10 protein-coding genes are annotated in these 12282 nt (G+C 39.9%); all 10 read right to left on the bottom strand.

Annotation, left to right across the window (positions count from 1 at the left end; genetic code table 11):
* Nucleotides 1–87 precede the first annotated feature (87 nt).
* The 10 genes from ACFPYN_RS09175 to glmU all read right to left on the bottom strand — a co-directional run bounded on the left by ACFPYN_RS09175 (nt 88) and on the right by glmU (nt 12202).
* On the bottom strand, nt 88–378 hold the full coding sequence (locus ACFPYN_RS09175) for an RNA-binding S4 domain-containing protein (protein ID WP_377733714.1): 291 nt from the start codon (nt 376–378) through the stop codon (nt 88–90).
* 1 nt (nt 379) lies between these two features.
* On the bottom strand, nt 380–1843 hold the full coding sequence (locus ACFPYN_RS09170) for a bifunctional methyltransferase/pyrophosphohydrolase YabN (RefSeq protein ID WP_377733713.1): 1464 nt from the start codon (nt 1841–1843) through the stop codon (nt 380–382).
* 5 nt (nt 1844–1848) lie between these two features.
* Nucleotides 1849–3468: a putative polysaccharide biosynthesis protein gene (locus ACFPYN_RS09165; protein WP_377733712.1), complete on the bottom strand. Its 1620-nt coding sequence runs from the start codon at nt 3466–3468 to the stop codon at nt 1849–1851.
* Between the two features lie 343 nt (nt 3469–3811).
* Nucleotides 3812–4348 carry a stage V sporulation protein T gene (gene spoVT / locus ACFPYN_RS09160; protein ID WP_377733711.1) on the bottom strand — a complete coding sequence of 179 codons (537 nt, stop codon included), beginning with the start codon at nt 4346–4348 and terminating at the stop codon, nt 3812–3814.
* Nucleotides 4349–4434: 86 nt separating this feature from the next.
* A complete protein-coding gene (mfd, locus tag ACFPYN_RS09155) occupies nt 4435–7980 on the bottom strand; it encodes a transcription-repair coupling factor (protein ID WP_377733710.1) in 3546 nt (1181 codons plus the stop codon).
* 207 nt (nt 7981–8187) lie between these two features.
* On the bottom strand, nt 8188–8415 hold the full coding sequence (locus ACFPYN_RS09150) for an anti-sigma-F factor Fin (protein WP_377733709.1): 228 nt from the start codon (nt 8413–8415) through the stop codon (nt 8188–8190).
* Nucleotides 8416–8470: 55 nt separating this feature from the next.
* Nucleotides 8471–9034: an aminoacyl-tRNA hydrolase gene (gene pth, locus ACFPYN_RS09145; protein ID WP_377733708.1), complete on the bottom strand. Its 564-nt coding sequence runs from the start codon at nt 9032–9034 to the stop codon at nt 8471–8473.
* A gap of 103 nt (nt 9035–9137) precedes the next feature.
* The gene (locus ACFPYN_RS09140) at nt 9138–9782 is read right to left on the bottom strand and encodes a 50S ribosomal protein L25/general stress protein Ctc (RefSeq protein ID WP_377733707.1); all 645 of its coding nucleotides are present in this window, start codon (nt 9780–9782) and stop codon (nt 9138–9140) included.
* Between the two features lie 76 nt (nt 9783–9858).
* On the bottom strand, nt 9859–10818 hold the full coding sequence (locus ACFPYN_RS09135; RefSeq protein ID WP_377733706.1) for a ribose-phosphate diphosphokinase: 960 nt from the start codon (nt 10816–10818) through the stop codon (nt 9859–9861).
* A 13-nt stretch (nt 10819–10831) separates the two neighbouring features.
* Nucleotides 10832–12202: a bifunctional UDP-N-acetylglucosamine diphosphorylase/glucosamine-1-phosphate N-acetyltransferase GlmU gene (glmU, locus tag ACFPYN_RS09130; RefSeq protein ID WP_377733704.1), complete on the bottom strand. Its 1371-nt coding sequence runs from the start codon at nt 12200–12202 to the stop codon at nt 10832–10834.
* Nucleotides 12203–12282 lie beyond the last annotated feature (80 nt).

The raw sequence follows: 12282 nt of genomic DNA, 5'->3' as shown, positions 1-12282 counted from the left end.
AAATTCCTCCTTTACTTGTCCAGTCCATTAACTATATGCAGCCAAACAAAAAAGCATGACCATTTTTTGGCCATGCCCATCAATTAATTAATCTTCATCATCAACAAACTCAGGATCAACCTTTTCAAGTCTCTCTTCTTTTAAAATGGTATACATCAACGTTGACTCTTCTTTTTTTACAGCCTCTTTTAGCATCTCGATACGTGCTGTTACAACCTTTTGACCGAAACGAATAGCTAATTCGTCGCCTACTTTAATGACCGAACTGGCTTTACTTACTTTGCCATTGACCGTAATACGACCTTGATCTGCTACTTCTTTTGCGAGTGTACGTCGTTTAATTAAACGTGAAACTTTTAAAAATTTATCTAATCTCATGTCATTCATCCCCTTTTAATTGTTTGGCTTGTTGCCAAAATGCTTCGAGTTCCTCTAGTGTATAGCCACTAAACTCACCCTTGCCTTGTACTACACTATCTTCAACAAAGTGAAAGCGGTTTTTAAATTTTCTATTTGCATGTATCATGGCTTCTTCTGGCGATAGACCATAAAAACGAGCTACATTGACAATTGTAAATAGCACATCGCCTAGTTCATCAAGCTGTGATTCTGTAGTGCCTTCACTAATTTCTTGTTTAAATTCTTGCCACTCTTCTTCAAATTTCAACCATGCACCTTCCGCATTCGGCCAGTCAAAACCAACTTTAGCTGCCTCTTTTTGGAAGTTATATGATGTCAAAAGCGATGACTCTGAGCGTTCTTGTCCATCTAGAATGCGTTTGTTTTGATTGCCTTTTTCAGCAGATTTCAATTGCTGCCAATTGCGCAATACATCATCTGAACTTTCAACTTTCACGTCACCAAAGACATGTGGATGTCTGTGAATCATTTTAGAAGAAACGCTTTCTAGCACATCTTCTAAACTAAAGTATCCATCATCTTCTCCGATTTGAGCATGTAAGAACACTTGAAGTAAAACGTCCCCGAGTTCTTCAATCATACCTTCATCATCTTGATCGTTTACAGCTTGTAAAAATTCATGCACTTCTTCTATTAAGTATTTTTTTAAGGTCTCATGTGTTTGTTCACGATCCCACGGACACCCTTCAGGTGCACGAAGCATAGCAATAATCTCTCTGAATGTTGACCATTCTTTTAATCGATCTTCCCGCTTACTTGTCGGCGGCACATAAATCGTCGTCAAATTGTTTAGTTCCGCAGCACGGTCGAGTTCGAATAGAGGGACAACTCTCAATACCTCCTCGGCCGAACCAGCAGCAGTGACTATGGTTACTGGATAATCTGCTGGATACTTCTCCATTAACGTTAACTTCACATCCGACGCACTGTAGCCATCATATACTTGGGCAATTAAGACGTGTTGAGACATCTGAACATCATCTCTTTTGAACATCGTCCCATCAAGCAATTGAAAACCTTCAATTGGATCAATACGTAATGCATTAAAAATTGGATCTAAAAAGCTTTGCCCACCAATAATTTCAAGTTGAATGCGTCCCTCTTTTTCTGCTTGTACTAACCACTGAACAGTTTGTTCCGCAACTAAAGGATGACCTGGAACTGCATAAAATATAGAATCTGATTGTGCTAATGTGATTAATGTTTCAACAATTTCTTTATAAACCGCTTCAAAGGCATCGTGTTTTTCATATATTGCATCAAAACTTTCAAATGAAATTCCTTCATTCACTAATTCTTGTAACACCGGATGTTCAGCTGTCCGCACATAAAGGCGTTGTGCTTTCACTAATTTTTTGTATACACCTAGCGGTAACTGCTCTAAATCTCCCGCTCCTAATCCTAGCACTGTAATCGTATTCACAAGCGTCACCCCTTTCTCTCTTCAATATGTAGCCATAATTGAATCATGGCCATTCTTCGCCCTAGTGGCAATAAAAACCATTCTTTTTCTGCAATAATTCGACTCTTTGCTATATAAAGTAAAAAGACAGTCGCACCTAAACCTACACTAGTGAGAGCTGTAAACATGGCGCTTAAGCGGCTTGACAGTCCATCAAATACCCAACTGTCTGCGACAATGCCCCACGTCAGCACGGTAACAATCATTAGTAGCGATGCTACCACTAAATGGCCATAAAATCTGACTGTCGCAAAACGAATCTTCCAAATTGAATATAAATACAGGTATAAACTTATGGTGATAAAGGCAAATCCAACATTACTAGCTATCGCTGCTCCCATTATTCCATACTTAGGAAGTAACCAAGCATTGCATAGCCATTTAAGAATAAGTCCAGTGATTAGCAAGATGGCCGGAAGAATCACTTTTCCTAACCCTTGCAGCACAGACGTCATAGTTAAAATTAACGATAGCCAAAAGATTTGGATACAAAAAACCATTAAAGTTGCCGATAAATCTCTTGTTTCAAACAACATTTCATTAACTGGCGGCAATACTAAAATCAAACCTAGCGTCGCTGCAGTTCCAAATAAAAGGGCAATCCGAAACGTTAATTGTGCGTAAGGGACAGCATTTCTACCGGTCTTTTTTTTCGTAGTATGTGCAATTAACGGGACGATAGAAAGGGACAATGTAGAAGCGATTAGAATCCCCATTTGAACAAGGGGTAATCCTCGGTCATAGGTGCCTTTCGTTTCCATTGCGGTTAGCCGATTCATTCCCGTTTCAGTTAAACTACTAAAAACGGTAAAAGAGTCGACCAGTTGGAAAAATAACAAGATAAGAGAACTCATACTGACACTTAAGCTAATGATGGTCAAATCCTTAATAATTGGACCAACCGCAACTGTGTTTGGTCCTTTCTTCAATAATTCAATTGAAAATTGTTTTCGTACAAAGAGAAGAAGCAATACAATACCAGCGATTTCGCCAACGATGGCACCCAATAATGCCGCACTCCCTGCCGTATATAAAGATGCGCCTGTCTTCACGACAAAATATGTACCTACTAAAATAACGGTTACACGCACCATCTGTTCAACAACTTGTCCATATGCAACGGGTTCCATTCGTCCCTCTGATTGAAATGAACCTTTTAGTAGCGCAAGCATAGGCATTAATAACACCACAAACGAGCCGGTGCGGAGAAGTTGAGCAAGTTCTTCATCACCCATCCATTGTGCTAATACATCCGCTCCTGTAAACAACAACGCAAAACTGATAATCGAGATAATACTTAAATAGATAAATGCAATACGTAAGATGGTCGAGCGTTGATTTGGGTGTGACTGCTCATGTGCATCTGCTAAGAGTTTTGAAATAGCGACCGCAAATCCATATGAGGTCCAAACGGTCAGAACCCCAATAAATGGGTATACTTGCTGATATATGTAAAACCCTTGATCTCCTACGATATTTTGAAAAGGAATACGATACACTGCACTTAAGGCTTTGACGATTAAGGCGGCGATCGTCAATAATACAGCACCTTTCATAAATTTTTGCATCGTCCAATCATTGGTCATAGTTTGTTCCTCATTCCAATCAATCCATAGCTAGCGCGGACGTATCCACTTTTTATGATTTCCATTATAACACGAAAAAAACGTCTTCTTATGTGAATAAGAAGACGCTTCTCTGCTATATCTAGTTCCTTACGCCAGACCTCGTGGACCTTTTAGGGTCAGAAAGGCGGATTTCCACCTTTCTTCCTTCCAGCACCGGTGTCGGTCTAAACGGCGTACTGCACTTTTCAGTGTCTAGCTTCGAAGGCCAGACCGCACCTCCGTTTCACAACCTCACTCGAAAACGAGTTTCGATTCGGTTCCTCCAACGTCGGAGTCGGTCTAGCGTGGCCTTCTTCGCTTTTCAGTGTTCCATTTGTTTGGCTAAAAAGTGGGCTGCTGTTTCTACTGCTTTTGTTTCTGTTTCTCCGATGAAATGAACTTTTGAAATCAAGTAAACAGCTCCGATTGGGTTGCCATCAACAATAATTGGCGCGACACAATACGATTTCACTTGCTCAACTTGACCTGGAACCCATTCAACCGATTTTTCCATTTTTTCCGAAATAATCGATCGCGTTTGCAAAATTTCTTCTGCTTGAGAGGATAATCGACGATTAATATAATCTTTTTTTGATACGCCTGCTACTGCGATCATTTCATCTCGGTCGCTGATAAAAGCGGGTGTGCCCAGTGTCGCATACAGTGTTTCTGCATACTCTTGCGCAAAACTACCAAGTTCATTAATTGGGGAGTACTTTTTTAAAATGACTTCGCCATCTCGGTCCGTAAAAATTTCTAGCGGGTCCCCTTCGCGGATGCGAAGTGTTCTTCTTATTTCTTTTGGAATGACGACACGGCCGAGGTCATCAATTCGTCTGACGATACCTGTTGCTTTCATCCTTGTTGCCTCACTTTCGACAGAATTCAAATTTCTTTGATTTCAAACTTAGTATGCATCAAGATTGGACAAATTATGCAGGTTCGTCATTGCTCACCAATAAAGGAATCAACTTCTTTTTGCGCATCAGGTAAAACCTTCATCATAGCTTCTAAAACATCAAACGGATGATGTGTACCTGTTTTCTTTTCATCAATAGATAACAGCAATTGTTGATTGGCATTCATCTGGAAACCTACTGCTCGCCCGTAAACCATGGACGACTCCACTAACACGGCACCGTTGGTTGTTTGTGTGCCGTTTTTCGAAAATTTCACAATCAATTGTTTATGTTGTTCTTTAATGGATTCAACGCTCGCTAATTTTGCCCAAACTTTCATTCGAGAAATTCGCATTAACCGTTCTGCCTCAATTGGCATATTCCCAAAACGGTCAATTAATTCATCCACTAAATCTTCGTAATCTTTCTCATTCTCCACTGCTTTAATTCGTTTATACATCTGAATTTTTTGGAATCCATCTGGAATGTAAGCATCTGGCAAATACGCGTCATACGGTATCGAAATTTCGACTTCGAAGATTTCATCTTTTTTGATGCCACTTTGTCTTTCATCAATCGCTTCTTGTAACATTTGAGCATACAAGTCAAAGCCGACTGAATCGATAAAGCCATGTTGTTGTGAGCCTAGTAAGTTTCCTGCTCCACGGATTGATAAATCGCGCATGGCAATTTTAAATCCTGAACCCAGTTCTGTAAATTCTTTAATGGCTTGCAATCGTTTCTCAGCAACGTCCGTTAACACTTTGTCACGTTGATACATGAAGTACGCATAAGCCACGCGGTTTGACCGACCTACACGTCCTCTTAATTGATACAATTGTGACAGCCCCATACGATCTGCATTTTGAACAATTAGCGTATTCACATTAGGAATATCAATCCCAGTTTCGATAATGGTCGTAGTTACGAGTACATCATAGTCCCCTTCTAAAAATGACAGAATGACGGATTCCAGCTCTCGTTCCGCCATTTGCCCGTGCGCAAAACCTACACGCGCTTCAGGAACAAGCATTTGAATTTCATCCACTTTCCGTGCCATATCTTCTACTCGGTTATACAAATAAAATGATTGTCCTCCCCGAGCCATTTCACGTTCAATTGCTTCTCGGACTAGAGATGGATTTTGTTCCATGACATATGTTTGAACCGGAAAACGATTGGCTGGAGGCGTTTCAATAATAGATAAATCACGAACTCCGATCATCGACATATGAAGAGTTCTCGGAATAGGAGTAGCAGTCAATGTTAAGACATCGACATTCGTTTTTAACTGTTTAATTTTCTCTTTATGTGTTACACCAAATCGCTGTTCTTCATCGACAATAAGTAATCCTAAATCATGATAGACAATGTCTTTTGATAATAAACGATGTGTCCCAACGACGACATCAATTACGCCTGCTTTTAATCCTTTAGTTGTTTCAGTTTGCTCTTTTTTTGAACGGAAACGACTTAGCAAGCCGACTTCGACTGGAAAATCAGCAAATCGTTCTTTCATGGTTTCGTAATGTTGTTGCGCTAAAATGGTCGTTGGTACCAGGAAAGCTACTTGTTTACTCTCTTGCACAGCTTTAAAGGCAGCTCGAATTGCCACTTCCGTCTTACCGTACCCAACGTCCCCACAAATCAAGCGATCCATTGGTCGTTCTTTTTCCATATCACGCTTAACTTCTTCAATTGAACGCAATTGATCATCTGTTTCTTCATATGCAAAGGCTGATTCAAATGCTTGTTGCATATCTTGGTCCGGCTCAAAAGCATGCCCTTTTTCAGACTCGCGTTTTGCATACAGTTTAATTAAATCGTCTGCAATATCTTGCACCGCAGCTGTTACTTTAATTTTTGTTTTCTTCCACTCGGCGCCGCCTAGTTTATGTAGCTTTGGCTCTTTTTCTTCAGACGCGACGTATTTTTGAATTTGGTCAATTTGATCAACTGGGACAAATAATTTATCTTCTGCACGGTAGCGAATGTGTAAGTAGTCTTTATGAATCCCGTTGATTTCAAGCGTCTCAATACCAATATACTTCCCAATACCATGATGTATATGAACGATATGATCGCCAGGTTTGATTTCAGAATAACTTTTAATACGCTCAGCATTCGTCATTTTTTGTGGACGTGCTTTCTTTTTCGGACGTTGTTTAAATAGTTCTTCATCCGTCAGAACCGCTAAGCGCTGAAGAGGCAATTCAAAACCACTCGACATGTCACCTTCTACGATATAAATACCAGGGAGTTCAGGTGCATCCTGTTCCACTAAAACATGACTGGTCATACCGTAATCTTCGAGAACATCTTTCACTTTTTTCTGTCGTTCTTTTCCATCAGCCAAGATAAAGACAAAAAATTTACCCGAAACAAAACGTTCCATTTCACTTTTCAACAGGTTCATTTGCCCGTGAAAATGTTGCATCTGTTTACATGAAAACGCGATTGATTTCTTTATTTTAAGGCCGGAGAATGTACGTGCAAACAAAGATAAATACACTTTCCGCTGATTTAACATGCCCATTATTTCTTTAAAACTAAATGACAATTTCACATCATGAACGGTTTTTCCTTCTTCAAGTAAAGAAATATACCAATCTTTTTCTTCGCGTTCTAGTGAATCCGTTGTTTCTTGGATTCGTCCAAGCTCGTCAAATAACACCAAACCATCTTGCGCGAAATAATCGCCTAAGAAAGTAGGGTGATCTTCTAGTATGGAGATATACTTGGTCATTTGTTCAGGTACATCACCTTGCTTCAACAGTTCGATGTCATGATTGATATGTTGCAGCAGCAGTTCCTTTGTTTCGGGCTTCTTCAATTTCTTCAAACTAGCAGCCAATGAATCTTCTAATTTTTCAGCAAGAATGAGAAGTTGGTGTCGCGTCCACACAAATTCTGTTGCTGGAAGGATACAGACTTCTTTTAGCTTTTCAATCGAACGTTGATCTTCCGCGGAAAAGGTACGAATAGAATCGACCTCTGTATCGAAAAATTCAAGTCGCACTGGATGTTGCAAATAGATGGGGTAAATATCTAGAATACCTCCACGTAATGCAAACTCTCCAGGTGCAGTAACCATCGCTTGCCTAGAGTAGCCCATTGCTACCAATTGATCGAGCCAGTCGTCCATCACTACTTGTTCTCCGAGAGCCGTTTCAAGACGACTCGCTCTCCATTGCTGTAAGTTTGGCATATGGCGACGAAGCCCTGCAATTGGCGTAATAACGACTCCACGCTTCTGAGAATGCATAAATTCAAGCGTCTCAATACGCTCTGCTCGAAGTTCAGGACTTGATGCTGACAAATCCGCTGCAATCAATTCATCGGCTGGATATAATCGCACTTGATCTTCGCCCAGTAGCTTAACCATATCTTCAAATAGTCGCTGAGCCTGTAGCAAATTTGGTGAAACTATTAAAATTGGTCTCTCCATCTCTTTTGCTATCGACTGGATGAAAAGTGGACGTGCTCCTCCAACGAGGCCTGTCACGAGTTGCTGGTCGTTACCTTTTTGAATATCTGAAAGCAACGTCGTTATATGATGATCTTTCATTAATAATTGATGTAATGGTTCCATATGTGAACCTCCTTGTAAGAAAAGTGCAGAAGCCTACTCTAGCTTGACTCCGACGGCGGATGAAACTCATTCGAAAAGCTGTTTTCGAATGAGTTTCTGAAGCGGAGGTGCGAGCTAGGCTTCAGAGCTAGACACGATAAATTATAGTCTATGCCCTAGAAAAACAGAAAAAGGCTTTGTGCGCGAAACCCGCGCCAAAGCTAATTCTTATTGTATCCACTTTTGTATAGCATAGTAATTTGGATTGTCCCGTAAAGATTTTTCACAATGCTCACAAATACTGGTTACTGTTAGTGTTCCCTCTTCATCTTCTGTAATAAACTCTTCTGCAAATTCTTCTCTCATTTGCTTTACTCGACCATGTTGCAGAGCTGATTGGCCTGATAGATGCCCCATGTCTGTCTTGCAATGCCGACACTTTACACGAATTGCCATAATACGGACCGGCCTCCTTTTTCAAAGTATAGACCGGACGGACTAAAATTATTCCTTATGCACCATTAAAACGGTTCATTACTTCTAGAAATGGGGAGGATAACCAAACTTCACATGCATCAGCACTTTTAGTTATCGCCTCATTCATCAAAGGTTTTTCGTCAGATTTAAACCTAGACAATACATAATCGGGTACTTTCATACCAGCTGGTGGACGATCAACTCCCACACGAATGCGATTAAACTCCTGTGTCCCTAGGTGTTGAATCATGGACTTGATCCCATTATGACCACCTGCACTGCCTTTTTGACGAAGTCTTAATTTGCCAACTGCCAGATCCAAATCATCATAAATGACCACGATATCCTCTTCCGCTACATCGAAATAATTCATCATGGGCACGATACATTCACCCGACAAATTCATATATGTGAGCGGTTTTACGAGCAAGAACTTGCCTTCTGGTCGATGAATAATTGTGTACATCCCTTTAAACTTCATTTGGTTTAATGGTGAATTGAACCGTTTTGATAACTCATCTATTACATCAAACCCAATATTATGTCTTGTGTGTTCATACGGTTTCCCGGGATTCCCGAGTCCGATTATCATTTTCATAAACGATACGTCCTTTACTTACTGAATACTTCTCATTTTACCACAAAGAATAGATTCCATAAAAAAAAGGACTGTCAAATGACAATCCCTTTTTGAAAATATCTTATTCTTTTGTTTCAGTTGCTTTTTCAGTGTTTTCTTCAGCGTTTTCATCTTCAGCTACTGCTGGTTCGTCAGCTGTAGTTTCCAATTCTTCATCTGAACGTGGAGCAGAAACTGATACTAATGCGAAATCATCTTCGTTCAAAATATGGAACTCTGTTTTTTCACGAATATCGCCAACTGTTAATGTATCACCAACAGCAAGTTCAGTAACATCTACTTCAATTACTTCTGGGATTGCAGATGGTTTTACTTTAATCGTTACTTCACGGTTTGATTGATTCAAGACTCCGCCTTCGCTTACGCCTACAGAATCTCCTGTTGGTACAACTGTAACGCTAACTTCTAATTCATCAGACATGTTAATTGCTAAGAAGTCTGCATGAACAACTCTGCCTTTTAAAACGTCCATTTGGTAATCACTTAATACAACATTAAGTTTTTTTCCTTCAAGTTCTAATTTCATAACACCGTTACGACCAACTTCACGTAATGTTTTAAGTAAATCTTTTTCGCTTACTGCGATTGAAGATGTACCTGTTTTATAACCATAAACGACTGCAGGTACGAAACCTTCACCGCGTAATTTAGTTAAATTAGAATGTTGACCTTTTTCACGTACTTGTGTTTTTACTGTTGTTGACATGTAGATTCACTCTCCTGTGTAAGTCTTTTCTGTTTCTATGTTTACCCAATTGCCTAGTAAATAAAACCTAGGAATATCAATCAAATAACGTACTAACTGATTTTTCTTCGAATACACGTACAATGGCTTCTGCTAAAAGATGAGCAACTGACAATTGTAGAATCTTCGGAGAACTTTTTTCTGCTGGTAATTCAATCGAGTTCGTAATCACTAATTCTTTAATAACAGAGTTGTCGATACGTTCAATTGCCGGCCCTGACAATACCGGATGTGTACAACAAGCATACACTTCTTTTGCTCCACTTTCTACAAGAGCGTTAGCTGCAATTGTAATTGTACCTGCAGTATCAATAATATCATCAATTAAAATACATATTTTTCCATCTACATTACCAACAATATTCATGACTTCCGCCACATTAGGACGAGGACGACGCTTATCGATTATAGCAATAGGTGCTTTTAATCGATCCGCCATTTTACGTGCACGCGTAACTCCGCCATGATCAGGTGAAACAATCACAATGTCAGAAGGGTCGATATTTTTCTCTAAGAAATAATCGGACAAAATCGGCACTGCGATTAAGTGGTCAATCAAAATATCAAAGAACCCTTGAATTTGAGGAGCATGTAAATCTAATACGATGGCACGCGTTGCACCAGCAGTTTCTAGTAAATTAGCCACGAGTTTCGCTGTAATTGGTTCACGAGCGCGTGCTTTACGGTCTTGACGAGCATAACCATAGTAAGGAAGAACAACGTTTACTGTGCGCGCAGAAGCACGTTTCACAGCGTCTACCATAATTAAAAGTTCCATTAAGTTTTCGTTTACAGGAGAAGAAGTTGACTGAATGATGAAGACATCACACCCACGAATACTTTCTTCAATGTTAATTTGAACTTCACCATCGCTAAAACGGTTAACAGAAATTTTACCAAGTGGAAGGCCCACTTCTTCTGCTATTTCTCTAGCAAGAGACTCGTTTGAGTTTAATGAGAAAATTTTTAATTTCGTGTCTGCATATTGGTAAGACATGATGTTCCTCCTGTTATTTTAATTTTAGTTTTTGAGCGTATCCCTCTTTGTTCTCTTGTCGAGCGCGTGCAATCGATAAAGATTGTGCAGGTACATCTTTGGTAATGGTCGATCCAGCTGCGACATACGCCCCTTGACCAATCTTTACAGGAGCGACTAAGTTTGAATTACATCCGACAAAGGAATCGTCCTCTATCGTCGTTAAGAATTTATTTTTACCATCATAATTCACAGTAATCGTGCCACAACCAATATTTACACGTTCCCCAACATCAGCATCTCCAATATAGCTTAAATGTGATACTTTCGATTGGTTACCTAATTTTGTTTTTTTAATTTCGACAAAATTACCGATTTTCGCTTCATTGCCAATTTCTGAATTTGGACGAATATGAGCAAATGGACCAACCGCTGTATCTTCGCCAATAACACTTTCAGTAACGACAGATGAATGTACAGTTGTACGATGGCCAATTTTACTATTTGTAATTTGGCTATTTGGGCCAATTAAACAATCTTCGCCTACTTCACTAGCCCCTTCAATCATAACACCTGGTTGCAACACCGTATCAGAGCCAATAATTGCATCCGAGCTAATGTAAGTATTAGCTGGGTTGATAATCGTTACACCGTTTCGCATATGTTTTTCGATAATGCGTTTACGCATCAACGTTTCAGCTTGCGAAAGTGCTACACGATCGTTAACACCAAGCGTTTCTTCAAAATCATCTGTTGCGAAAGCAGAAACAATATTACCTTGAGATTTCAAGATTTCAATCACATCTGGCAAATAGAATTCACCTTGTGAATTATCATTTTTCACAAGCTTTAACGCTGCAAATAAAGCTTCATTATCAAAGCAGTATGTGCCAGAGTTAATCTCTTTCACTTGTTGTTCGTCAGCCGATGCATCTTTTTGCTCTACAATGCGTTCAACACGGCCTTCAGCATTACGAAGAATGCGACCGTAACCTGTAGGATCTTCAGGAATTCCAGTAAGAATCGTCGCCTTAGCCGAAGTTTCTTGATGATGTGCAAGTAAAGCTTTCATCGTTTCTGGTCGAATTAGTGGGGTGTCTCCACAAATAACTAGTGTTGTCCCAGCTAACTTCCCTAAAGCTGCATTTGCCTGTAATACAGCGTGTGCCGTTCCGAGTTGTTGTTCTTGAAGCGCATATTCACTACGACTCCCAAGCTGGTCTTTTACCTTTTCAGCACCATGACCTACGATGGTCACAATACGCTCTACACCAATTGCTTGAATATGATCAACCACATGTTCAACCATAGGTTTGCCACAAACGGGGTGTAAAACTTTATATAATTTGGACTTCATACGTGTACCTTGACCTGCAGCTAAAACCACTGCGTATGTATGTGCCATTAAGTAAGTCCTCCAATATGTTCAATTTACTCTTTTGACTATAGCCGAAATACAACCGTAATTCAAGGAAATCTCGCTTG

It is taken from the genome of Paenisporosarcina macmurdoensis (assembly GCF_042658845.1).
Lineage (GTDB): Bacteria > Bacillota > Bacilli > Bacillales_A > Planococcaceae > Paenisporosarcina > Paenisporosarcina macmurdoensis.
Note: the sequence above shows the minus strand (reverse complement) of the source record. Positions and strands in the feature narration are given on the sequence as shown.